We start from the raw sequence: 23266 nt of genomic DNA, 5'->3' as shown, positions 1-23266 counted from the left end.
AACATGTTCTCTCTACTTGGGAACCGGAACCGCGGATGAATGTTTTTCTTACATTTTCAGTATACGTCTTCGTTCTTTCATCATCTGTGATTTTTATCACAAAGTTTGTGACCATCCTCACTTCACCTATGCTGTGTTCAAATTGAACCCTGTAAAATTCACACTTAGTCACTACGCGGGCAGAACAACTTCCGATCGCTGTTACCCCCGGATTTTTTCAATTATATTTTTCAAAGGGTAAAATTCTGGGATAAAGGCGAGCGCTTCGCTTCTTCAGTTTTTTCTGCCCCCTCCGTTATCGTGTGAATACCTGGTTCAAAAAGTAACATCACGGATTACGTGTAACCTCTTTTAAAAAAGGCAACTGCAAGGATTCCGTTATACCTTTTTTTACAGGTAAGACGGCAATCGGGGCTCCCCTTACGGGGAACCCTGACTATAGCTGCCTGAATCATGCTGCTGCTTTAGTTGTTATTCAAACTTGCCGTAGAAAGCGTTGCGGTATACATCAGCCAGTTCAGTCACCAGCGGCAGTTTTGGATTGGCTGTTGTACATTGGTCCTCGAATGCGCGGTCTGCCAGATAATCGACATGTGCCTCAAAGTCTTTGGCATCGAATCCAATGTCCTGGAACGACTCTTCTATACCCAATGTTTTGTTCAGTTTACGAATGGCATTGATGAGGCTGGTAACCCCTTCTTCTGTCGTACGTGCAGGCAATCCCAAAATACGGGCAATTTCGGCATAACGCTCATCTGCAACAAAGTGCGAATATTTCGGGAACGATGCAAACTTCGTCGGTTTTTTCGCATTGTAGCGAATGACGTGCGGCATCAGGATCGCATTGGTACGTCCGTGTGCGGTGTGGTACTGACCGCCCCATTTGTGTGCCAAGCTGTGGTTAATGCCCAGGAACGCGTTGGCAAAAGCCATACCGGCAATCGTCGAAGCATTATGCATTTTCTCACGAGCTAGTTTGTCACCTTGCAGTGCCGATTGCTCAAGATATTGGAATACCAGCTGGATTGCTTTGATCGCCAGTCCATCCGTGTAATCATTCGCCATAACGGATACATACGCTTCGATCGCATGCGTCAGTACGTCCATACCTGTGTCTGCGACAGCTGTTTTAGGCAGCGTGTATACAAACTCAGGGTCGACGATCGCCACGTCTGGTGTCAACTCGTAGTCTGCCAGTGGATATTTTGTATTACCTTGATTTTTATCTGTAATAACTGCGAACGATGTTACTTCCGAACCTGTGCCCGAAGTTGTCGGGATCGCTACGAATTTCGCTTTCACGCCGAGACGTGGATATTTGTAGATCCGTTTGCGGATATCCATGAATTTTTGTTTCAAGTCATTGAAATCCGTGTCAGGATATTCATAGAACAGCCACATCGCTTTGGCAGCATCCATCGGTGAACCCCCACCGAGTGCGATAATACAGTCTGGCTGGAAGCGACGCATCATTTCCGTACCGCGGTCTACCGTTGTTGTGGATGGATCAGGTTCGACATCAGAGAACACTTCAATGGCTACCGGCATTTGACGTTGACGCAGATAGTGCTCTACTTTTTCCACATAACCGAGTTTGACCATCATCGCATCCGTAATAATGGCTACGCGTGTGATGTCCGGCATTTTGGCAAGATACTGTGTTGCACCTTTTTCGAAGTAGACTTTGTTCGGCACTTTGAACCACTGCATATTCACGGTACGGCGAGCCACCCTTTTCACGTTGATTAAGTTCACAGCGGTTACGTTGGAAGAAGTCGAGTTACGTCCATACGATCCGCAGCCAAGTGTCAGAGACGGCATGTTGGTGTTGTAGATGTCACCGATAGCGCCGTGTGTGGATGGCGAATTCACGATAATCCGTCCGGTTTGCAGGCGATCTGCGAACTTGCCAATGACTTCTTCATTCGTCGAATGAATAACGGAGGAGTGACCCATGCCGCCAAAAGCAACCACTTCTGCTGCACGCTCAATCCCTTCAGCTGCCGTTTTCACTTTGTAACAAGCCAGTACCGGGCTTAGTTTCTCAGCCGACAACGGGAATTTCGTACCTACCCCTTCAATCTCTGCTACGAGAATTTTGGTGTTAGCAGGGACCTCGATTCCGCACATTTGCGCAATGCTTACTGCAGATTGACCAACAATTGCCGGGTTGACCGCACATTTCTCAGCGTTAATCGCACCTGCGGTCAGTTTCGCTGCTTCATCCTTGTTAACAAAGTAACAGCCATTGGCGATCATTTTCTTTTTCACCTGATCGAAGATCGGTTCTTCGATGATAACTGCTTGCTCGGAAGCACAGATCATGCCGTTATCGAACGATTTGGACAAAATCAGATCCGTTACCGCTTGATTGATATCTGCGCTCTTCTCAATAAAGCAAGGTACGTTCCCTGGCCCTACGCCCAGTGCCGGTTTACCACAGCTATATGCGGCCCGTACCATACCTGATCCGCCTGTTGCCAGAATGAGCGCCACATCATTATGATTCATCAGTGCGTTTGTACGATCCATGGAAGGATCATCAATCCACTGGATACAATCCGCTGGAGCTCCATGCTTCACTGCAGCATCTCGCAAAATTTTGGCAGCTTCCCGGCTACAGTTCTGTGCAGATGGGTGGAAACCGAAGATGATCGGGTTACGCGTTTTGATGGAAATCAGTGCTTTGAACATCGTGGTGGATGTTGGATTCGTTACCGGGGTAATCCCCATGATAATGCCGACAGGCTCCGCAATTTTCTGGAAGCTCTCGTACTCATTATCTTCAATAACACCTACTGTTTTGTCATATTTGATGCTATGATATACATATTCTGTTGCAAATATATTTTTGGTGATTTTATCCTCATACACACCCCGACCTGTTTCTTCCACAGCCATTTTGGCGAGCATCATATGTTTGTCCAGACCTGCCAGCGCCATCGCTTGCACGATGCGGTCAATCTGTTTCTGATCCATGGACATGAATGCTGCATGTGCTTTATTCGCTTTGTCAATTAACGTTTGAATATACTGACCTGCTGTCGGTTCTTTTACTGGGGCGACTTCGTTCTTTACAGCCATCTCCCTCATCCTCCTAAAGGTTCGTATTGGTTTGTCTCTCTTCTTTACATTCACATCGTATCATGGGGAAAGAGTTAATTATGTGATTTTTTTCACAAAGTATAACAAATTTAATTTAAGTTTTTTAGTGTTCCTCACTTAGCCATTTACACTTCCTATTTAAAATATATAGCTGTCAGATTCATCCTCTCCTTTCGAAAGTGAATTTAATCACAATGTTTGAAATTTCGCCATTTTTGCCCCCTTTCCATGCCCCTCAAACGGCAAGATAAGGTATATACTGAACTTAAAAATTGAACCACCGCAATTTGCACCGTCCTTCCCGGCCGAGAGATGACCCTGATCAGGACGGCAACGGTTTGCGGCGAACCACGGGGGCCAATCCAAGCTGCAGAAGGCCGTCCGATGGACACAAAGGGGAGATAGACTTATGAGAGAACAACTGAGTGTACTGGAAAAACGTGGAAATACCAACTGTTTCTCGGAAGCGAATTTCAACCATCTACTCGTAACGATGAAGGACAGAACCTATCCGGAAGGAACCCATCTGTATTGGGAAGGAGATGTCTCTGACAAACTTTATTATATGAAACGGGGCCGTGCCCAGATCACCAAATCCACGGATGAAGGCAAGGAACTGATTATGTACATGTATCAATCCGGTGATATGATTGGGCAGGCTGATCCGTTCTTCGGATCGAAACACAGCTTTTCGGCGGAAGTGCTGGAGGATAGTGAGATTGGTGTACTGGAGCATAAAGACCTGGAGATGCTGATCTGCCAACATTGTGACTTTGCGATCGACTTTATGAAATGGATGGGCATACATCACCGTTTGACCCAGACCAAATTCCGTGATCTGATGCTATATGGTAAACCGGGCGCACTTTGCTCCACCCTAATTCGATTGTCCAATTCCTACGGCGAGCCCCACGGAGAGCATGTCATGATCCATAAAAAAATAACACACACGGATCTGTCCAATATGATTGGAGCGACCCGTGAAAGTGTCAACCGCATGTTAAGCGATCTGCGTAAAAAAGACGCTATTGAATACGATAACGGCATGATTGTTATCAAAGATCTGCACATGCTGCAGGGCATCTGCCACTGCGAATTGTGTCCTAACGAGATTTGCCGAATCTGACGCTTTCCCCGACTTTTAAACATTTGATATGAAAAAAGCCCATCTTCTATAACGAAGATTGGGCTTTTGTTATACTTAAGATACAGTAGTTAACTCGAGCTTTACTGCATCACGTGGATTCAATTTCATGTCCAAACCGTTTTCCATCAGTTCCTTATCATTCACCATGATCATCCAGCGTTGGTTCATTCGGGGAATTACATTTTCAACGGAAACAACGAATTTGTTGTTCTCTGACATTCTTACAATCCCACTGGACTTCAATACATCACGCACAGTACATTCCTGAACATACACCCCGGCATATTGACGATTGAGATTTGGCATAATATTTCCACCGCTCACCTTGAGTAATGTTGTTTGGTAAACAACATCGTCTCCCCCACTGTCAGCGGCTTTTACATATATGATTACTTCATCTTTGACATGAAGCTCCATGTCCCAATTTTCGGGGTCAATATCCTTGCCATTCAGTTTGACTGCCCAGCTAAGTGAGGAATCCAGAGAAACTTCCCCCACGGATTGGATCCGTTTTCCATCTGCTGTAAAATCGACAAGTCCACTGTTCAACAGTGCTTTTTTGAGCGTCAGACCTTCACTAAAATCTCTCTTAATGGACTTCGTTGCGTCAGGCAAAAAAGTGCTGCCATCCACTGCCACAGTGATCGTATTCTGCGATTCGGTCTCTTTAACGATTGGTTGTTCGGAAGGCTGTGTCTCGCTACACCCGGCTAATATAACCAGAATAAGCAGACATATACCTATGTAACCGGGGATTCTCTTCTTCATGTAGGTAACACCACCCTGCGTAAAATCATTCACCCTGTTGTCCATAACCTCTATTATGGCACAAAATTCATGCAAAAAAAGTGTCAATGCCGTTACTTTTCATCCAGCAGCGTCCATAACTGGTTTGTACAGCACAAAGAGCCTGCAAGCAGGCCCTTTGGCTCCTAATTATCATTAAGCACTATTCAGTAGCATGGTTACTGGACACAAGCCTGCATGTAGGTACGGCCTCCGTCTCCATCCTTCAGATACGGATTGAGCCCAAAGAACTGTTCCTCCGACACATAAACGCCTGTCAGCAAACGCCCTTCAAGTAATCCACCGTCCACCTGTACACAGAACGAAGGTGCATCCACATATTCCTGGTAGAGCGGAATCTGACCTGATGAATGGTGTACCTTGGATACCTTACCCTGCTCATGCAACGGCCGTTCGGAGAAATAGGTAGGTACAATATAACGGGCAATCACATCCAGCTCCTGTACAGTGTAGAAGGTATCATCACCCAGCCAAGGTGCGAACAGGCGGATCTTCTCATATTGTGACCATACAATCGCCTGAATCAGCATCTCCGCTTGAACAAAACGACCTTCGCCCACATCCAGATACACACGTTCTTCATGAAAGTTGGCTTCAGTCTGTACACCGATAGAATTGGGTTGTCTCAGTTCACATCCGATACATTTCCAGCCTCTTGCTGTCTGAATCCATTTTTGCAGTACCGCCGGAGCCATTACCTGACCATTGTTATTCGTGGAATGAGTCTTCTCTCCTGCAACATCATCCTTAACCGACGCGGAATATGAAGTTCGTTTAAATAGCTCCGCAGCTTTTTTGTAGATTAAATGTACCTGGATGGATGCGCTCTCAAGTTCTGCAATATCTTGCTTGCCGTAGCGTACTTCACGGGATAAGCTTTCTTCTCTCATGACAAGTGGCCTCCTCGCTCCGGCCGCCTGCGGCCATTTTATTTACAATTATACTACAACTCGCGACAACATGTGCAGGACCCTGAAGACAAAAACTCCTGATTTCCACTGGAAACCAAGAGCCTTTATCCAAACAGTTCCTTTAGTTTGAGTCGGGGAAGCTGTTACTACTCAACCCACTGCTCTGCCCAGTCTTGAATTTGATTCATAACAGGCTGTAGCGCCTTGCCTTTCTCTGTCAGTTCATATTCAATACGAACTGGCGTCTCCGGATAGACATGACGGATCAGAATTCCTTCGCTTTCCAGATCTTTCATCCGTTCTGACAACATCTTATCGCTCATTGATGGAATCAGGTTGGAGATATCCTTGAATCTCTTCGAACCACTCATCAACGTTTGAATAATCAGACCGTTCCAGCGCTTACCCAGAAAAGAAAACGCCGTCTCAAAGCGCGGACACATCCGCAGATCTTGGCCTTCCACATTAATCACCTCTTTAGAGATCACTCAACTTACGTTTAGTTAGTATATTTCATAATAACATATTTAAGTCTCAAAGAAAACGTCTGCCGCTAAAAAGTTAAGATTTTAGAGGCATAACCCAACTTCGATGATACAACTCAGTATACATCACATGGGACAACGGAACCATGGGAAAATATCGGCTAACTCCCATGTAGCTATCTTACCCAAAAAGAACCCAGCTGCCACAGTCATAGATGACTTGGAGAAGGGTTCTTTGGTATATCGTTTATTTTATGCGATCACACAGCCAATTTGCATCTTAAACCAGTACGTTACCAAGTGGTCTTACCGGTTCGCTGAAGCCAAATTCAGGCTTAACGTTGCGAGCAGGATATGCCCATTTCACGCCATTGCTGATCACTTTTAAAATTTCCGGATTGTAGAAGGTTGGGTACGTTTCATGACCTGGACGGAAATAGAAAATTTTACCTGAACCGCGGAGGAACGTACATCCGCTCCGGAATACCTCTCCGCCTTGGAAGTTGCTTACAAACACAAGCTCATCAGGCACTGGAATATCGAAGAATTCCCCGTACATTTCTTCTTTTTCCAGAATAATTTTGCTATTAATACCCTCGGCTATTGGGTGGGACGGATTTACACACCAGATAATCTCCTGCTCATTAGCTTCACGCCATTTCAGATCACAACTTGTGCCCATCAGTGCTTTGAATGGCTTGGAGAAGTGACCGGAGTGCAACACAATTAACCCCATACCATCCAGGACCCGCTGTGCAACCTTTTGTGTAATCTCGTCGCTCACGCGATCATGCGCCATATGTCCCCACCATATAAGCACATCTGTAGAATTCAACACCTCATCACTTAATCCATGCTCAGGCTGATCAAGTGTTGCAGTGCGAATGGCAAAGCCTTCCCCTCCCAGTCCGTTTGCCAACGCCATGTGCAAACCGTCTGGATAGACTTCCCTTACTTCATCGTGAATTTTCTCATGGACAAATTCATTCCAAATGGTGACGTTAATCATATTCAATTTCCCCCTAGTGTAACTCTAAACCCACCACATATCTCCCAGCGGCTCTTCAATCAATACTTGTTGGAGATTTTGCACAGCTTTAGAGAATCCTTCTTCTACCGACATCAGACCATCTTCGTGTTCAATACTTACGACATAATCATATCCAACCAGACGCAGAGCGCTAATAATATCAGCCCAAGTCTTGTTATCGTGACCATAACCGACCGAGCGGAATTGCCAAGCACGATCAAGCATGTTTGTATAATCCTGCATATCCGTTACGCCATATTTATTCACGTTAATCGGATCAATAGTTGTATCTTTCGCATGGAAGTGATGAATCGCGCCTTCACGTCCCAGAATGTGGATTGCTTGTACCGGATCGATACCTTGCCACCACATGTGGCTTGGGTCCAAGTTAGCGCCAATCACTTCGCCTGCTGCTTCACGCAATCTCAGCAAAGTAGCTGGTGTATGCACCGAGAATCCACCGTGCAGTTCCAGACCCACTTTCACATTGTGATCTGCAGCGAACTTGCCCCACTCTGTCCAGTAAGGGATAACTTTGTTGTCCCATTGCCATTTAAGAACTTCCTGGAAGTCATTCGGCCATGGTGCAACAGGCCAGTTTGGATATTTGGCATCCTCATGGTCTCCCGGGCATCCGGAGAACGTATTTACAACAGGTACTTCCAGTTTCTCAGCCAGTTCTACCGTTTTAACGAAATCATCGTGGAACCCTTTCGCAATATCCTTTTGCGGGTGAAGCGGGTTACCGTGACAGCTCAATGCGCTGATGGTCAGACCGCGGGATTCTACTGCATTTTTGAAGTTTTTCAATGCTGTCGGGTTGCTCAGAAGCTCATCCGGTTTACAATGAGCATTCCCTGGATGTCCTCCAGTTCCGATTTCTACTGCTTTCAAGCCCTTGGATGCAACATAGTCGAGTGCATCCTCCAATTTACGTCCTCCGAATAGTACCAAAAATACGCCGAGTTTCAAGTGCGATTCCTCCCTAGAATAAATATCATATTAATTGCTGGTTTTATGAACAATGAACTGCATAAATATACCGTTCAGATCACATGATTGTATCATTATTGTGGAAAATCAAGAGCTATTCTATCCTGAAATTAAACGTAAGAATACTGGTTATTTCATTGGAAATGACACCCGGTCGGTTTAGTCGAAATAAACCGCTTTGCCTGTTTGAGCAGACTCGTAGATCGCTTCAAGGATCTGAGTAACCACGATAGCTTGTTCAGGTTTTACAACTGGATCTTTGTCTTCGATGATCGCTTCAAGCCACATTCTAGCTTCACGATCCGCTTCATTTTCTGCGCTACCGGAATAAAAAGCAACCCCGCCAGCGTCTAGATCTACCTTGGTTTCAAACAGACGGCTGCGTTTCTCGCCATTGATACGCAGACCATCCTGCATATCCGCGCCACCTTCTGTTCCGCAAAGCAGTGATTTGGCTTCGCCGAACTCAGCAACATTCAGTGCCCAGCTGGACTCGATAATAATTGTAGCCCCATTCTCCATCGTCACAAAACCAAATGCAGAATCCTCTACCTTGAATTGTTCCGGGTCCCACGGACCAAAAGCATTGGCCGCATTCTCACGTTGACCCAGCTTGTGGAAAGTTGAGCCCATTACACTCTTCGGCTTGTAATTATCCATCAGCCAAAGAGTCAGGTCCAATGCATGCGTACCGATATCAATCAGCGGTCCTCCGCCCTGCTTTTCCTCATCAAGGAACACACCCCAGGTAGGGACAGCACGGCGGCGAAGTGCAATTGCCTTACCGAAATAAATATCGCCCAGCTCGCCTTCTTCACACATTTGTTTCAGGTATTGGCTGTCATTGCGGAATCGGTTCTGATACGCAATGGACAGTTTTTTGCCTGTACGTTGTGCGGCTTCCAGCATAGCCTGCGCTTGTGCAGACGTCTTCGCCATTGGCTTTTCACACATTACATGTTTGCCCGCCTCAAGAGAAGCGACCGTGATCACGGAGTGGGAGTCGTTTGGTGTACACACATGTACCACATCGATGCTTTCATCCTTCAGCATCTCGTTATAATCCGTATATACTTTGGCTCCCTCAGCACCGAATTCGGCTGCTGCCTCCTCCGCACGTTCTTTCACAATGTCACAGAAAGCGACCATACGGCCTTTAGATTGTTTGGACAGGCTGGGCATATGTTTACCTTTGGCGATTCCGCCACAACCAACGATGGCAATATTAAGTACTTTAGACATGAACAAGTCCTCCATTAGCGGCATATTTTCTAATCCAGTTCATACTGCTCTCGATGCTTTGCAGTGGAGGATTCTGACATACATCCTGTTCCACAACAAGCCACTCGGCTCCCGCCTGATCTGACGCTGTAGCTACAGCCCCCAAATCTACCTCGCCTTGACCGAATTCCACTGTAATGACTTGACCTTCTGAACGGCGCATGTCTTTCCAGTGGACCAGTGGCAAACGTCCCGCATACTTCGCGATGACTTCCGTTGGCGGGTATCCTGCGGCGTGAGCCCAACACGAATCCAGCTCCACTTGCAGATGGGAAGCGGTTACGGTATCATACATCGCGTATAACGCCGGCTGCCCCTCAACCTGCTCTGTAAATTCAAAATCATGATTGTGATACATTAACACCATGTCCTGAGCTGCACACTTCTCGCCAATCTCATTCAGGGAAGCAAATACGTTATCCCATTGCCGTTGTTCTTCCGACAGATAAGGCACAATCAGGTTTTTGTTTCCGATGGCTTTGTGATAAGCGATCACGCCATCAAGATCCTCAAGCAGACTATTGTACTGAACATGGGTACCAACAATCTCCAGACCAAATTCATCCAGAATGGCCCTTACTTCTTCCGGGCTATGCCCGTAAAAGTTATGGAACTCCACACCTTGATATCCAAGCTCTGCAACCTTAGCAAGTGTACCTTTGAAATCGCGTTCCAGTTCATCACGTACCGTATATAGCTGTAATCCAACCTTCAACATTTACCGGTTCACCTCATCCAAGATCAATTAGTGTGACTGTACAGCCTCTGACTGATTTTCATCTGTATTGTTTTTTGCTCCTGCTTGATAAGTGCTCTCCATTTGGATGTGTTTGCCCTCAAGCGAGGAGCGCTGGAACGCATGCATAGCTTCAAGCACATGGTAGGCGAGCTTACCGCTGGCTTTGTGTTCGCGTCCGGCTCGAATGGATTCAACCATTTCGGTAACGCCGATTCCGCGCTCGTTCTGTCTGCTTTCAAAAGCAGGCGTCACGGTCTCCCATGTGTCCTGACCGAATCTGCGGAGCTTCACTTCCCCGTTAAAAAAGTTGGGATCCGGTATGCTCATCGTACCTTCGGTACCGTAGATCTCAATCCGTGGCAAATCCGAAGCACCACGGATATCGAAGCTGGTGATCATTGTTGCAATGGCACCTTCCTCAAAATCAATCGTTCCTGCCAAGTGTGTTGGCGTCTGTACCTCAAGAGGTGTACCTTCCTTCGGACCGGAACCAATAACGCGGTCCGTGATCTGTACACCTGCCGATGAACTGATTCTGCGAATCGGTCCAAGGAGAGTAATCAGAGCGGTCAAATAGTAAGGTCCCATATCGAACATTGGTCCGCCACCAGCGACATAAAAGAACTCCGGATTCGGATGCCAAGCCTCTGGCCCTCCACCCATGAAGAATGAAGTTGCCGCAATCGGTTTACCGATCAGTCCTTCTTCAATAGCCTTGCGGGCAGTCTGAATGCCTGATCCAAGGAACGTATCTGGTGCTGAACCAACATACAATCCTTTTTCCTCAGCCAGTTCGATTACCTTGCGACCATCCTCAAGAGAGATTGCCAGTGGTTTCTCGGCATACACATGTTTGCCTGCTTCAAGCACAGCCAGATCCGTCATGGCATGACTGCCAGGAACCGTAAGGTTTAGCACAAGCTCAATCTCGTTATCTTGCAGCAACTCATCTACATTGTAAACGTTTGCGATATTAAATTCATCAGCTCGTTCTTGTGCCCGTTCACGGATCAAATCCGCAACAGCCACCACTTCAATGTAAGGATTATTTTTTAAATTTTCCAGATATATGGCGCTAATGTTACCGCAACCAATAATGCCTGTTTTCATTTTCTCCACAGTGGTGTTCATCTCCTTATGAGTGGTGAGAACCTGTAATTTGCATATTTTTAATTGAAGGTTTTGAGCCTAGGTGTTGCACTTGAATTTAATACTATGGTATTCCGTTTCGGCTTCAATTAAAATGAATAATATGATCGAAACATGAACTATCTGGTCATAATTTTCAAATTGCAAGGAGTATGCCAATGCCGACTGATTATTCCTGCCAGGTTCTTACAGCAGGCTTCTCGTTTCATCGCAAACCTTATATAGGTTTGCATCCTGAGGGAGTAAAGAATTACTTGTTGAGGCTCCAGACGGACGGACGGTGCCGAGCCCGTGTAGACGGCGAGATGTCCCTTGTTGATGCGGGTGATCTGCTTCTGTTTAGTCCAGATGAGCCATATGAACTGAGAATAGACAAAGAGCAAAATCCGATGGGTGAACGACTTGTGGAGAGTGGTGATTACCATATTTTCTTCAATGGGGACTGGGTGGATGAGTGGTGGAAACATCACAAGAGACCTAACCGGATCAAGGTGCAGCTGACCGAAAGCCTGCTTACCCTGTTTCGACAGCTTGTACTCGAGCAGCGCCGTATTTCCAACCCTTACCCAGAAATTGCCAGTTATTATATGCGAATTCTTTGTCTTGAAGTGGATCGTATGCTCTCGGAACATCCGACGATTACCAATACCAACTACGTGGCATATGAGATTAAAAGTTACATCGAGGAGAACGCTTCTTCTCTATTCAAGCTTGAAGATATAGCTACCCATATTGGAATCAGTGTTTCCAGGGGAGTTCATCTCTTCAAAGAAGCGTTTGGTAAAAGTATTATGCAATATACACTTGATGTACGACTGAACATGGCCAGGGAACGGATCATTTTTAGTCCAATGACACTCGAACATGTAGCCGAATCTTCCGGCTTTAACAATTATACGTATTTCCACCGGGTATTCCGCTCCCGGTTCGGCATGTCGCCCAAAGAATTCCGCGTCATTCACCGGGAACAGATGTAATCGCTTCATTAATACGTATACGTATTATCCATAACCGAAAATACGTATACGTATTATCCATAACCGAAACTTATTTGCGCGCGGCAATCGCCTCGGATACAACCATAGCCAGATCTTCATTGCCAAACATGGATAACACGCCCAATACAGTGTCGTCCGGAATGTCCCCGGCTTCCTCCTTGGATACAACTAGCTTCAGCACTTGCTGCAAACGCTCATTGCTCAGTTGTTCCGGGTAGGCTTGCCGGTACATCTCTTCCGGATCCAGTCCATGATTGACACACCACTGGGCAAATACCAGAATCATCATTTCCTCTTCCTGTTTATACGACTCAATTACAGCTTCCTCAATCTGTTTATTTCGTTCTTTTTCATATTCATCCATGGTATTATTCTTCCTCCAATATCGTTTAATGAATCATTGGTGCGGAAGACTTCATTCACACTCCCGCACGACCTTCTGCAAGATTAACCGCGAATAAGCTGTTCGGCCAGGTCATGACTGTCCATGACGTGACTTGCACTGATGGCACAGTCATCCGGGGTTTCAAGATTTGCCAAGAATTGATCAATCGCTCCTGTGAATCCTCTTCGGGTCAAAATACTTTCCCAACTGCCAAAGGTTTCCTTGCGTTCCTGTGCACCGCGTTCCTCATACTTCGCTATTTCCATGTTCAGCACTTCTACCGATCTTCCCCCACCATACAGCTCAATTTTCTCCAAATCCGCTCCTGCTTGGCGTACCATATCGAATCTGCCAATTGCCGTTCTGCCCAGCTTGGCTGATCCAGCCGCATGCAACAGTCGGTCCAGATCATTTTTACGTATCCACTGATGGAGCATCTGCACATTGTGATCCGAATACCATAACATCAGGTCAAGGATATGAATCAGATCATCATAGATGGTTTCCGCAGCGGGACGATCCTGAATTCCTGTCCGATGTTTAGTAACTGTCAGCGATTCAAAACCCTGTCCAGCCTGCATCCATTCCTTCGCATTTTGATACAACGGTGCAAATCTCCGGTTAAAACCTACCGCCAAAAGAAGACCCTGTGCTTCCGCAAATGCGGTCATTTCTTCCGACTCCCGTAACGTATAGGACAGCGGTTTGTCCACATACACTGCCAGCCCACGCTCCAAACATTGCATAACGATGTCAAAATGAGCTTCTGTCGCTGTATGTATAAACACCGCATCCAGATCCCAGGACAACAATTCTTTCATATCCGTTGTTCCATTGTTCAATCTATAGGTATGCTGTATTTCCTTGACCGGCTCGGGTGAACGGTTCATAATCCCCGTAATTTCCACGTCCGAGTGGGCAGTCAACAGCGGCAAATATACTTTACGTGCAATATCCCCGAGTCCGATGATCGCAGCACGAGTTCGCTTGGTTGTTTCCATTATGATCATTCCACCTTCAGATGAGTTCTATATTTCTACGTCCTATAGTGTAACCCTTCAGACAGCAACATGCCAGTGATTGCCGCTAGAACCGGCACGAATTGTCCATCCTTTGGTTGAACGTGGTAAACTTTAAAGAGATAGCAATACGGATTGGGATACAGGTAGACCTTCCTGGTCTGAAAGGAGCGTTTGGGATTTTGCGAAAATGGTTATGGCTCCTCTTATATGTTTTACTTGCCGGAGTCACGTTTATTTACAGATATGAGCTGCTGGCCTGGACCGATCTGCATCAGTCCATACCACTTTTACTCGCCATGGCGACATTGTTTGCTCTTGTACCTGTAATTCCGTATAAAATTGTCATTATTGCCTTTGGCTACAGTTACGGTGCTGCAACAGCAGCCTGGATATGCTGGCTTGGAACCACAATTGCTGCACTGCTGGTATACACCGGAGCAAGAACGATATTCCGAAATCAGGCCAGATCCTATCTCGAACGCATTCGGGGTTTGAATCGATTTACAACATGGATGGAGGCTCATCCCTTCATGGGTATCATGACTATGCGGCTGTTGCCCATCGTGCCCCAAATGGCGGTTAATATCTATGCAGGCATTACCTACACCCCATTCTGGGTGTTCATGGTCGCGACCGCGATTGGCAAACTGCCTGCGATTTTTGTTTTTGCCTATGCGGGTGCACAAGCAGAATCATCAATCTGGGTGAGCCTGTCAATCCTTGCCGGTTATCTCGTGTTCATGACGATAATATTACTTTTGTTTCGCTTACGCTCTCGTAAAAAAGTCTAAGTCGGAACAGTCAGAAACATTTCAGGCTCATCCTCTTTCCGATCCTGCTTGGTTGGCTTGCCAATTCGGGATATAATAGAAGAGTAAGCCAAAATATCATTCTTCATCAGAAATGGAGTGACTATAGCATGGAACAACATACAAGTGAAAAAGCAACTTTTGCAGGCGGGTGCTTCTGGTGTATGGTATCCCCCTTCGAGGAACTACCCGGCATTCATAAGATTGTATCGGGTTATACAGGAGGACATACGGAGAACCCAACATATGAGGAGGTCTGCTCTGAAACGACAGGTCACGTAGAGGCCGTTCAAATTACGTTCGACCCGGCCATCTTCCCATATGAGAAACTCGTTGAATTGTTCTGGCAACAGATCGACCCAACAGATACGGGTGGACAATTCCACGACCGTGGATCATCTTATCAGACGGCCATCTTCTATCACAGTGAAGAACAACGTCAGATCGCAGAAGCTTCCAAAGCAGCTTTGGCACAAAGCGGACGATTTGACAAACCGATCTTTACTCCCATCCTGCCAGCGAAACCGTTCTATGAAGCAGAGGAGCATCACCAAGGTTACCATCACAAAAACCCTGCGCACTACAAACGGTATCGTAAAGGTTCTGGACGCGAAGACTTTATCGAACGGAACTGGTCCGGCAAAGTGGATAAAGACGGCCTGAAAGAGCGTCTGACGCCGCTGCAATATGAAGTTACCCAGAACAACGCAACCGAGCCAGCGTTCCATAACGAGTTCTGGGACCACCATGGTGACGGAATTTACGTGGACATCGTATCCGGTGAGCCACTGTTCAGTTCCACCGACAAATACGATTCCGGCTGCGGCTGGCCAAGCTTCACCCGTCCACTGCGGGACTACAATGTGAAGGAAAAAACGGATCTCAGCCACTTCATGATTCGTACCGAAGTGAGAAGTCGTGAAGGGGATTCCCATCTGGGTCACCTGTTCAACGACGGCCCTGCCGAAGCTGGTGGAATGCGTTATTGCATCAATTCCGCAGCCCTTCGTTTTGTACCCAAAGATGACCTTGAAAAAGAAGGATATGCCGAATACGCCGTACTTTTTAATTAAGTAATGGTTCATTGAAGTACGTATTTAAGAAGCGCTAGCGAATCGATCGCATCTTAAGAGGACAATTCATGTGGAATGCTAATTTTAACGAATTTCAGTCACGTCATTCCGTTGAAAACTGCGGAACAGCCTGAGGCAGCACGTATAAAGCAATGAAATAACGTCTCTCCGATTCGTTAAATTACAAACTTGAGGGAACTGGAGCTATTAACTTGTGCTCCGTTCGTTAGACATTAAGTAAGACTAAAAAAGGGACTTCCCGTCATCTTCATGACGCATGGGAAGTCCCCTTTTTTATATTGCTTTTTTGTATATAGATTGAAATTGGCTTACATCATACTCACAATCCAGCCGATCCAGTAGGCAAATGGAATCAATAACAACTGGGCCAACAATGTGCCAAATAAACGGGATACAAGCATACAGCCATAGATCTGATCCATTCGATCCAGCCGGATTTCACCGCGCAGAGATTTGTCGCTGAGCAACGAAATACGAGGATCAATCAGGATGGTTAACAAAATGGTTGCTACTCCATTAATGAGTCCAGTAGATTGCGAGGCAGCTACAGCCTGCCCCGGATAAAGATACGCAGCGTACAGACTGGACAGGACTCCCGTCGTATAGATTGCCGTCACCGCTATGTTCAACGTCATTAGACGTCTGGGCATTCCGTTGTGTACCAACAGCTTTGCCATTTGCCATGATGGCGGGGTAATATAATACATTGCGTTTTTGATCTTGCTGCGTTTCAACAAGCCTCGAACCATGGAAGGAATTGATCCTGCCGCCTCAAAATGAACGACCATTCGGGAAGCGAGCTTGACCATCGTTGGAAAACTTAGAATAGCCAAAGCCGTTCCTGCCGTAGCCGCACCCATTAGCCAATGCAGCTGCGCTGCAAAGTGTGGGTTCCCTCCATTCGTCGCTGTATCCACGAGATTGCCTACCATCGGCCCTTGGGCCATATTGGAGGTACGCGACACCAGCAGCAAAATTCCGGACAGGGACAAAGCCAGCGCTATTCTGCGAGTACGTAATCCTCCAAGGCGCAGCGCATAGGACAGACTGTCAGCTGCATGAATAAGCATCGTAAACAACATAGGAATGGCTAGGCTCAAACTAAACATATGTAAATCTCCTTATCTTTTTCTAATGAGCTTCTATTGTAATTTCAAGTATGGAAGCATTATACTCCTCATCCACATAAAAGTATAGAAAAGGGCAGAGAAGCTGAACAGTAGAATGCACCAAAACTACAGCGTATGCTTCAAGGTTCTCCACAATAATCGTTTATTCATCCCCGTACAGGGTAATATACAAATAACTTACAATGTACAGGAGGGAATCAATATGCCGTGGAACAAACAGGACTATCCCGTTTCCATGAAAAATCTGGAGCCTCGTGTCAGACATAAGGCCATTGAGATTGCCAATGCATTGTTGGATGACGGTTATGAGGAAGGACGCTCCATTGCAATCGCTACTGCCAAAGCGGAAGAATGGGATGAGAATCATCCCACATCGAAGAATTCGAAGCAGGATACCAAACATTCTTCATCAGACAGCAAATCAGAGCATGGAAAATCTTCATCTCCACGCCGTCATTCCGAGCCCGTCTCTTCTTCCAAAAGCCATGATAACATTCATGTCGTTCCTACCGACTCCGGCTGGGCCATCAAGGAAGAAGGTCATTCCAAATCTCTGGCTACGTTCCGAACCAAAGCCGAAGCTGTGGATGCGGCCAAAGAAAAGAGTGAAAAACAGAACATTCGGGCTATTATCCATAATGAAGATGGGCAAATTGCCTCTTCTATTAAGCCTTAAGTGAATCTGTTCTAAAATAGGATATATCGTGGATGTATTACGTTAATTTTTTTACTGAAGGCACGCAAAAAAGCCCTTTCGCCGCTAATGGAATAATTCCCATCAAGCATGCAAAAGGGCTTTGTGTTTGGTATGAGGCAAGCCCACCATACTCGAACAACTTTCATTTCGAATAGGGTGGTCGTTACGTTCAATGGGAAACCCCTCTAGCCACCGGAACTCGTTGTGAAGCACCGCTGACTACTTTGGCTGCAGTCGACACGGGCAGTTTCACAGCTGAAGTGGTAACCGACCGGCGAGCAGGGAAACTGACCATGTACGTAATCACTTTACTGGCAATCCATACGGCCAGAATGGTATATAAAGTTTCTTTTACCGGTAGAAAGAAAAGCGACAATCCGAGTACAAACGCATCGCTGACAAAGAAAACCGTTCCCAGCTTCCAGCCCTTCCAACGGCTAATGAGCACCGCCAGAATGTCATCTCCACCTGTCGCTCCTCCGAATCGAAGCACCATACCAGCTCCCACGCCCGTGATAACACCGGACAGGACTGCCGGAATCCACAGATTACCGTGAAACGGAATGACCAGGGTAGAGTACCGCTCAAACCCGTCATAGAACAATGAGAATGCGGCCACACCCAGCAGCGCCTGAATCATGAACTTCCAGCCCTTGAGGAACCAGGCCAGAATCATGACTGGAATATCCAGCAGCAGCATGCCGATTGCAGGTGATAAGCCTGTCGCGTACTTTCCAAGCAGGGCCAGACCGACAAATCCGCCCTCCGATAAATGATTCTGAAAATTAATGTGATAGTAGGCAAATGCCAAGATAAATGTTCCGAGCAGCATAATGGCGAACTTTCCCGCCTCTGTCTTAACTTGTTGTAAGGTTAACGATGTTCTCTTCATTCAGGTTCCCTCGCAGTTTGTAAAGGTTGGTTTGCACCGACCGTACCCTGCAAAAGGCAAGCCTGGAAGAAATCATCGTATTTGTCCTTCGAATATTATTCATTCCAATCCCCTCTTTCGCAGAGTCAGCCGTTTTTTTCTTTACGGTGGTGTACTCTACAAGGGGCGCTAAGTGTAAGAGAGATCGTAACGTTTCCAGATCGTCCTTGGGGAGATTATCCTTCGGGAACTCATGGTATCCTGATCCTTTCTGTCTGTTGGTGGTTAGCTATGCTTGGTTAAACGAATTGAAATATTACACTATGCACAAAGTCGAACGTCTGATATCACACTTAACCCACTTCGATTGCAGTACCCTCTTTCGATCGCTGTTATCCACGAATTTTTCTGATCCCATATTTCAAATGGGAAAATTCGTTGATAAAGGCGAGCGCTTCGCTTCTACAGACGGGTTCTGCACTCTTCGTTCCTGTGTGAATGTAAGTTCAACATGATTCAAAGCGTGTAATCGTTCATTCTGCTTAAACACCAAAGCTAACTTGCTTGTTCTTCTATTATATAACACCGATGTGATTGGGTCGAAACAGCAGACCCTTCAAATATGCGCAAAAAGCACACTCTGGCCTGCTTGATCCGCCAAACAGCCACACCAGGACAAGCTTCTCTAACTAATGGTGCTACCTGCTCCTTCATTCTATGACTGAAGCTTCCAAATATAACTGTCCAGTCACCCAACTGTGACAATTTGGGTCCATTTTTTATTTTTCCGCGGATTTTAAAGGAATCATCTCCCTCTTACACATACACTATAGCAAATGTGATCGGCTTATCTTGATCCAGCAAACGTTTCCAGACTTACTCTGCTGTTTATGGTATAATATAACAATTGATTCCCACTACCCGTTTAAGCGAGGCGGATTGATGAAAACGTTAAAGCCAAGAGTCTTTATTGGCTGCTCGCTGGAAGCGAAGCCGATTGCAGCCGCAGTACACGAAAACTTGCGTTTCTCGGCCGAAGTTACCCCTTGGTACTCCGGAGTTTTTAATCCAAGCAGTTATACCATGGACGATTTGGAAACAGAAGTGCGCACGACTGACTTTGCCATTTTTATTTTTCATCCAGATGATATATCGAAAATTCGCGGGAAGTACTATGCCTCTGTCCGTGATAATACAATGCTTGAAATGGGTTTGTTTATGGGGCGGCTAGGACGAAAGCGTATTTTTTTCATTCTTCCTGAAGATATTACGGACATCAAAGACGCTTCCAAGATTGAAGGTTTACGCATGCCTACAGACCTGCTGGGATTAAATCCACTGGTTTATGAAATTCGTTCAGATGGGAAATGGGCGCCAGCTGTCTCGGTGGCCTGTTCCAAAATCGCCGACAGCATCGAAGAACAGGGACGATGGAGCGATCCCGAAGTGGAAAAAATCATCGAGAAGCACAAAAGGTCTGAGGGCGAAGCCCGGTTACAGTTGCTCAAGCTGCTGCGATTCTTCAGGGAGTTACTACGTACCCGCAAAGCAGATGCAGTTATGCTGGAGCGAATGAGCGATGCACTTCGAAGTGCATTTGTATCCCTTCCTCCATTTGCCGTGCGTGGGACTGCCATATACCGTACAGATGACAGTGGTCATATTGAACAATTATGTGGTAATGTTGGGGAACCGGGGAGAAAATATAACTTGTCCGCCAATGACGACAAACAACCTGATGATCCGAAGCGGATTCTGGTTATTGATTCTTATCGGGAGAACAAAATCAAGATCAATCTCTACGACGACTACCTTGAGAAAGAGTATCTGCTATGCTATCCTGTAGCCAAGAGGTATGTAATCACGGTCCATATTATTGGACATATTGAAGCGGATGAGGCGATATTTCAGCAGATGGATTTGGAGAACCGTCATCTGTTCAACGCCATCAACGATTTGTTAGGAGGCGAACCGGAATGAAACCGGAAACGAAAAAAATAAGCAAGCGCTGGGGCAGCGAGAAAAAGGTACGCCTCAGTTCTGCGCCCGAATCATCACGACCGGTTCCGGAACCCAAGGAAGAAGATCGTTTCCACAAACCGGCCGTACCGCTGACTACCATTGGCCCTTCGCTGAAGGGTAAAGAAAGACCTTACAAAGTGATTCTGGAAAAAGAGGCTCTTTATGAGAAACCTCAGTATCTGGCTTAACCGCTTTATGCTCATATACAACTCTGCCGTCTGGTTCGGCAGATCATCTGGCCCCGCCGCCCAAGGCAGGGGCTTTTTTGTTGCAATCACTTTGGCAATTCTTCATAACCTTTGCTAATCAACGAACCGAAAAGCTTTTCATCTCTTCCTCTGATGCATTAAGTCTTTTTCTTTATGCCCTTAGGTTTCCTGCAAAACCCAAATATTATACCTTATTTTGGAGAAGGCCTGTCCCTATTTCACCGCCTACAACCTCAACATCAACCGCATACGGACTACTTCCAATATTTCTCGGTTGTATTGTGTATCATCATTGCATATATTGATTATAATATAAGAACATACGTTCTGTAAATAAGAACATGTCCGAATTCAAGGTTAAGGAAGTGAAAGTATGTCATCATCCTCTTCCGCCCCATCCCCTGCGGATGAAGACCACCGATTGATTAAAAGCATGGTTGTACGCACCCTGCTGCTGGATGTGCTTGAACGGGACATTCGTACACTGGATACGTTGCAGCTCAAAATGCCAGAGGTCTACATTCTTTCTCTAACCCGCATTCAGAATGAGGTACTTAAGGAAATGCTCACGCTTCGCAAACAGATGAGAACTCGTGGCGTCAAGGTTCTGGAGGAGAAACGGCAAGTTGATGGAATCGAAACCGAGTATCTATGCAGAGGATATTTGCAGCGGTTCTATATGCTATGGACGTTCGCAAGGAATGAAGTCAAAAAAGAGCTTAGTCGGCATCTGGATATGGATCTGGCCCAAAATTGATGGCTTTGACAACATTGCACTCAGGTACACGCCATATTGTTATTTCAGGAGATAGACCTGACCCCCTTATCCGTCATTACGTTCGATTCTGACTTATACTCGCTTTCTCCAATATCTTGGCTCCTCTGGTTCGAACCTCCCTGATTATCGAAACAGGTTGACCCCGTGAGGCTGCGTTCATTAAGATGGAATAGACATGTCTGTACATTCCGTTCAGACTTGTAATGAAAATGGATTCCTATAAGCAACAAGCCTGCCTGCCATTTACGGCGGAGAGACTTGTTCATTGGAATTGCTTTCAACGTCTTATCAATCAAGGAGTTGTACTTCATGGACTTGAATTCGCATTTCATTCAAAATCAAAAAAACGCACATACAGGCATTGCCGCAGATGTTACGGAACTGATCGGCCAGACACCTGCCGTTAAACTGAACCGACTCACAGGCAGCGACTCCGCTGACGTATACGTCAAGCTGGAATATTTCAATCCGAGTGGCAGCGTAAAAGACCGTGCCGCCTATAACCTGATCGTTCAGGCTGAACGGGCAGGACTGCTGCTTCCCGGCGCAACCATCATCGAGCCGACCAGCGGCAATACCGGCATCGGTCTGGCAATGAATGCTGCCGCCAAAGGATATAAGGCCATCCTGATCATGCCTGACAACATGTCCAAGGAACGCATCAACATTCTGAAAGCCTATGGCGCAGATGTCGTACTTACCCCTGCCGCCGAACGGATGCCTGGTGCGATTCGCAAGGCCAAAGAGCTTCAGGCCGACACTCCGGGAAGTTTCATTCCCCAGCAATTTGAGAACCAAGCGAACCCGGATATCCACCGGATCACCACGGCTCCCGAAATTATGCAGCAGATGGAGGGCAAGCTGGACGCCTTCATTGCTACAGCAGGAACTGGCGGTACGATCACCGGAACGGGAGAAGAACTGCGCAAGCAGTTGCCGGACATTCGTATCTATGCGGTAGAGCCGAAAGGTTCACCTGTGCTGTCCGGTGGCGAGCCCGGACCCCACAAGATCGTCGGTACAAGTCCGGGGTTCATTCCGGATATTCTGAATACCGACGTGTGGGATGCCATCATCCAGGTGTCCGATGAGGACGCACTGGATACGATGCGGCAGCTTGCTGCCCGGGAAGGGCTGCTGCTCGGCCCTTCCTCTGGCGCTTCGGTGTGGGCCTCCCTGCGCATCGCGCGGGAACTGGGGCCGGGTCACCGGGTGCTCTGCATTGCGCCTGATACCGGGGAACGGTATTTGAGCATGGGTATTTTTTAACACAATTAAAATCTGTACACATCAAAAAGGCCGCTCCATAAGTCATCATAAAAATGACAGGAGACAGCCGTTCTTCGCATTTATTGCGTCTAATGAACCTGACACACGCTATTCGCTTCTATCTGCGCAGGTTTGACGTGTAAAGAATCACAGCGACGTTATTCCTCCAAATTCGGTCGATTTCTAGGTTGAAACGCCACTTTCGGACGGGATAACGTTACTGAGATTCGTTAGAATTTACATCTCTTAATGATCGCTCTAATAAGGTGCGGTAGGTTCGTTAGAATGTTGGAGCGACTGAGAGCGAGAGAAAATTCCTCGAAAAAAGGGAAGAG

The 23266-nt window shown here is 46.5% G+C and carries 22 protein-coding genes; 9 read left to right on the top strand and 13 right to left on the bottom strand.

Annotated elements, in window-relative coordinates:
- Positions 1-471: 471 nt before the first annotated feature.
- Positions 472-3084, bottom strand: a complete 2613-nt coding sequence (gene adhE / locus DC345_RS16430; protein WP_113053984.1) for a bifunctional acetaldehyde-CoA/alcohol dehydrogenase — start codon at positions 3082-3084, stop codon at positions 472-474.
- A 430-nt stretch (positions 3085-3514) separates the two neighbouring features.
- On the opposite strand from adhE, the gene DC345_RS16425 reads away from it, so the two are divergent.
- Positions 3515-4231, top strand: coding sequence for a Crp/Fnr family transcriptional regulator (locus tag DC345_RS16425; RefSeq protein WP_076291848.1), 717 nt, complete (start codon positions 3515-3517; stop codon positions 4229-4231).
- A gap of 75 nt (positions 4232-4306) precedes the next feature.
- Here DC345_RS16425 and DC345_RS16420 read toward each other — a convergent pair whose 3' ends face one another.
- The 8 genes from DC345_RS16420 to DC345_RS16385 form a co-directional block, all read right to left on the bottom strand.
- A complete protein-coding gene (locus tag DC345_RS16420) occupies positions 4307-5020 on the bottom strand; it encodes a hypothetical protein (RefSeq protein WP_063565665.1) in 714 nt (237 codons plus the stop codon).
- A gap of 197 nt (positions 5021-5217) precedes the next feature.
- Positions 5218-5949, bottom strand: a complete 732-nt coding sequence (locus tag DC345_RS16415; RefSeq protein ID WP_113053983.1) for a hypothetical protein — start codon at positions 5947-5949, stop codon at positions 5218-5220.
- Between the two features lie 167 nt (positions 5950-6116).
- Positions 6117-6413 carry a winged helix-turn-helix transcriptional regulator gene (locus DC345_RS16410; RefSeq protein WP_148661829.1) on the bottom strand — a complete coding sequence of 99 codons (297 nt, stop codon included), beginning with the start codon at positions 6411-6413 and terminating at the stop codon, positions 6117-6119.
- Positions 6414-6735: 322 nt separating this feature from the next.
- Entirely contained in the window at positions 6736-7464 is a 729-nt protein-coding gene (locus DC345_RS16405; RefSeq protein WP_113053982.1) for a ThuA domain-containing protein, read from the bottom strand.
- Between the two features lie 24 nt (positions 7465-7488).
- On the bottom strand, positions 7489-8457 hold the full coding sequence (locus tag DC345_RS16400) for a sugar phosphate isomerase/epimerase family protein (RefSeq protein ID WP_024631039.1): 969 nt from the start codon (positions 8455-8457) through the stop codon (positions 7489-7491).
- A gap of 180 nt (positions 8458-8637) precedes the next feature.
- On the bottom strand, positions 8638-9720 hold the full coding sequence (locus DC345_RS16395) for a Gfo/Idh/MocA family protein (RefSeq protein ID WP_113053981.1): 1083 nt from the start codon (positions 9718-9720) through the stop codon (positions 8638-8640).
- Positions 9713-10477, bottom strand: coding sequence for a sugar phosphate isomerase/epimerase family protein (locus tag DC345_RS16390; protein WP_113053980.1), 765 nt, complete (start codon positions 10475-10477; stop codon positions 9713-9715). Before DC345_RS16390 ends, DC345_RS16395 begins: the two co-directional genes overlap by 8 nt.
- 27 nt (positions 10478-10504) lie before the next feature.
- Positions 10505-11617 (bottom strand): Gfo/Idh/MocA family protein, encoded by a 1113-nt coding sequence (locus DC345_RS16385; protein WP_113053979.1) that lies wholly within the window; start codon positions 11615-11617, stop codon positions 10505-10507.
- A 188-nt stretch (positions 11618-11805) separates the two neighbouring features.
- Here DC345_RS16385 and DC345_RS16380 point away from each other — a divergent pair, with 188 nt between their 5' ends.
- On the top strand, positions 11806-12624 hold the full coding sequence (locus tag DC345_RS16380; protein ID WP_099858219.1) for an AraC family transcriptional regulator: 819 nt from the start codon (positions 11806-11808) through the stop codon (positions 12622-12624).
- A gap of 70 nt (positions 12625-12694) precedes the next feature.
- On the opposite strand, the gene DC345_RS16375 is transcribed toward DC345_RS16380, so the two are convergent.
- Together DC345_RS16375 and DC345_RS16370 are read right to left on the bottom strand one after the other, a co-directional pair.
- A complete protein-coding gene (locus DC345_RS16375; RefSeq protein WP_113053978.1) occupies positions 12695-13009 on the bottom strand; it encodes a hypothetical protein in 315 nt (104 codons plus the stop codon).
- An 83-nt stretch (positions 13010-13092) separates the two neighbouring features.
- A complete protein-coding gene (locus DC345_RS16370; protein ID WP_113053977.1) occupies positions 13093-14031 on the bottom strand; it encodes a Gfo/Idh/MocA family protein in 939 nt (312 codons plus the stop codon).
- Positions 14032-14231: 200 nt separating this feature from the next.
- On the opposite strand from DC345_RS16370, the gene DC345_RS16365 reads away from it, so the two are divergent.
- Both DC345_RS16365 and msrA read left to right on the top strand, forming a co-directional pair.
- On the top strand, positions 14232-14843 hold the full coding sequence (locus DC345_RS16365; RefSeq protein WP_113053976.1) for a TVP38/TMEM64 family protein: 612 nt from the start codon (positions 14232-14234) through the stop codon (positions 14841-14843).
- A 128-nt stretch (positions 14844-14971) separates the two neighbouring features.
- A complete protein-coding gene (gene msrA, locus DC345_RS16360; protein WP_113053975.1) occupies positions 14972-15934 on the top strand; it encodes a peptide-methionine (S)-S-oxide reductase MsrA in 963 nt (320 codons plus the stop codon).
- 329 nt (positions 15935-16263) lie between these two features.
- On the opposite strand, the gene DC345_RS16355 is transcribed toward msrA, so the two are convergent.
- Entirely contained in the window at positions 16264-17064 is an 801-nt protein-coding gene (locus DC345_RS16355) for a lipid II flippase family protein (RefSeq protein ID WP_113053974.1), read from the bottom strand.
- Between the two features lie 223 nt (positions 17065-17287).
- Here DC345_RS16355 and DC345_RS16350 point away from each other — a divergent pair, with 223 nt between their 5' ends.
- A complete protein-coding gene (locus DC345_RS16350; RefSeq protein WP_113053973.1) occupies positions 17288-17761 on the top strand; it encodes a DUF2188 domain-containing protein in 474 nt (157 codons plus the stop codon).
- Positions 17762-17951: 190 nt separating this feature from the next.
- Here DC345_RS16350 and DC345_RS16345 read toward each other — a convergent pair whose 3' ends face one another.
- On the bottom strand, positions 17952-18674 hold the full coding sequence (locus DC345_RS16345) for a YitT family protein (protein WP_113053972.1): 723 nt from the start codon (positions 18672-18674) through the stop codon (positions 17952-17954).
- 921 nt (positions 18675-19595) lie between these two features.
- Here DC345_RS16345 and DC345_RS16340 point away from each other — a divergent pair.
- The 4 genes from DC345_RS16340 to cysK all read left to right on the top strand — a co-directional run bounded on the left by DC345_RS16340 (position 19596) and on the right by cysK (position 22931).
- Positions 19596-20633, top strand: coding sequence for a nucleotide-binding protein (locus DC345_RS16340; RefSeq protein ID WP_113053971.1), 1038 nt, complete (start codon positions 19596-19598; stop codon positions 20631-20633).
- Positions 20630-20863, top strand: a complete 234-nt coding sequence (locus tag DC345_RS16335) for a hypothetical protein (RefSeq protein WP_064636670.1) — start codon at positions 20630-20632, stop codon at positions 20861-20863. The genes DC345_RS16340 and DC345_RS16335 overlap by 4 nt, the downstream gene beginning before the upstream one ends.
- A gap of 394 nt (positions 20864-21257) precedes the next feature.
- Positions 21258-21641 carry a YhjD family protein gene (locus DC345_RS16330; protein ID WP_113053970.1) on the top strand — a complete coding sequence of 128 codons (384 nt, stop codon included), beginning with the start codon at positions 21258-21260 and terminating at the stop codon, positions 21639-21641.
- Between the two features lie 330 nt (positions 21642-21971).
- Positions 21972-22931: a cysteine synthase A gene (gene cysK / locus DC345_RS16325; RefSeq protein WP_220095244.1), complete on the top strand. Its 960-nt coding sequence runs from the start codon at positions 21972-21974 to the stop codon at positions 22929-22931.
- The last annotated feature ends 335 nt before the right edge of the window (positions 22932-23266 follow it).

This window comes from Paenibacillus taichungensis, assembly GCF_003287275.1.
GTDB classification, from domain to species: Bacteria; Bacillota; Bacilli; order Paenibacillales; family Paenibacillaceae; genus Paenibacillus; species Paenibacillus taichungensis_A.
The sequence above is the reverse complement of the archived record's forward strand: the minus strand, read 5'-3'. Positions and strand labels throughout refer to the sequence as shown.

Bases quoted from the DNA above. Each gene is read 5' to 3' on its own strand.
- adhE (WP_113053984.1), bottom strand. From the start codon at position 3,084: ATGGCTGTAAAGAACGAAGTCGCCCCAGTAAAAGAACCGACAGCAGGT.
- DC345_RS16425 (WP_076291848.1), top strand. From the start codon at position 3,515: ATGAGAGAACAACTGAGTGTACTGGAAAAACGTGGAAATACCAACTGT.
- DC345_RS16420 (WP_063565665.1), bottom strand. From the start codon at position 5,020: ATGAAGAAGAGAATCCCCGGTTACATAGGTATATGTCTGCTTATTCTG.
- DC345_RS16415 (WP_113053983.1), bottom strand. From the start codon at position 5,949: ATGAGAGAAGAAAGCTTATCCCGTGAAGTACGCTACGGCAAGCAAGAT.
- DC345_RS16410 (WP_148661829.1), bottom strand. From the start codon at position 6,413: ATGTGTCCGCGCTTTGAGACGGCGTTTTCTTTTCTGGGTAAGCGCTGG.
- DC345_RS16405 (WP_113053982.1), bottom strand. From the start codon at position 7,464: ATGATTAACGTCACCATTTGGAATGAATTTGTCCATGAGAAAATTCAC.
- DC345_RS16395 (WP_113053981.1), bottom strand. From the start codon at position 9,720: ATGTCTAAAGTACTTAATATTGCCATCGTTGGTTGTGGCGGAATCGCC.
- DC345_RS16390 (WP_113053980.1), bottom strand. From the start codon at position 10,477: ATGTTGAAGGTTGGATTACAGCTATATACGGTACGTGATGAACTGGAA.
- DC345_RS16380 (WP_099858219.1), top strand. From the start codon at position 11,806: ATGCCGACTGATTATTCCTGCCAGGTTCTTACAGCAGGCTTCTCGTTT.
- DC345_RS16375 (WP_113053978.1), bottom strand. From the start codon at position 13,009: ATGGATGAATATGAAAAAGAACGAAATAAACAGATTGAGGAAGCTGTA.
- DC345_RS16370 (WP_113053977.1), bottom strand. From the start codon at position 14,031: ATGGAAACAACCAAGCGAACTCGTGCTGCGATCATCGGACTCGGGGAT.
- msrA (WP_113053975.1), top strand. From the start codon at position 14,972: ATGGAACAACATACAAGTGAAAAAGCAACTTTTGCAGGCGGGTGCTTC.
- DC345_RS16355 (WP_113053974.1), bottom strand. From the start codon at position 17,064: ATGTTTAGTTTGAGCCTAGCCATTCCTATGTTGTTTACGATGCTTATT.
- DC345_RS16350 (WP_113053973.1), top strand. From the start codon at position 17,288: ATGCCGTGGAACAAACAGGACTATCCCGTTTCCATGAAAAATCTGGAG.
- DC345_RS16345 (WP_113053972.1), bottom strand. From the start codon at position 18,674: ATGAAGAGAACATCGTTAACCTTACAACAAGTTAAGACAGAGGCGGGA.
- DC345_RS16340 (WP_113053971.1), top strand. From the start codon at position 19,596: ATGAAAACGTTAAAGCCAAGAGTCTTTATTGGCTGCTCGCTGGAAGCG.
- DC345_RS16335 (WP_064636670.1), top strand. From the start codon at position 20,630: ATGAAACCGGAAACGAAAAAAATAAGCAAGCGCTGGGGCAGCGAGAAA.
- DC345_RS16330 (WP_113053970.1), top strand. From the start codon at position 21,258: ATGTCATCATCCTCTTCCGCCCCATCCCCTGCGGATGAAGACCACCGA.
- cysK (WP_220095244.1), top strand. From the start codon at position 21,972: ATGGACTTGAATTCGCATTTCATTCAAAATCAAAAAAACGCACATACA.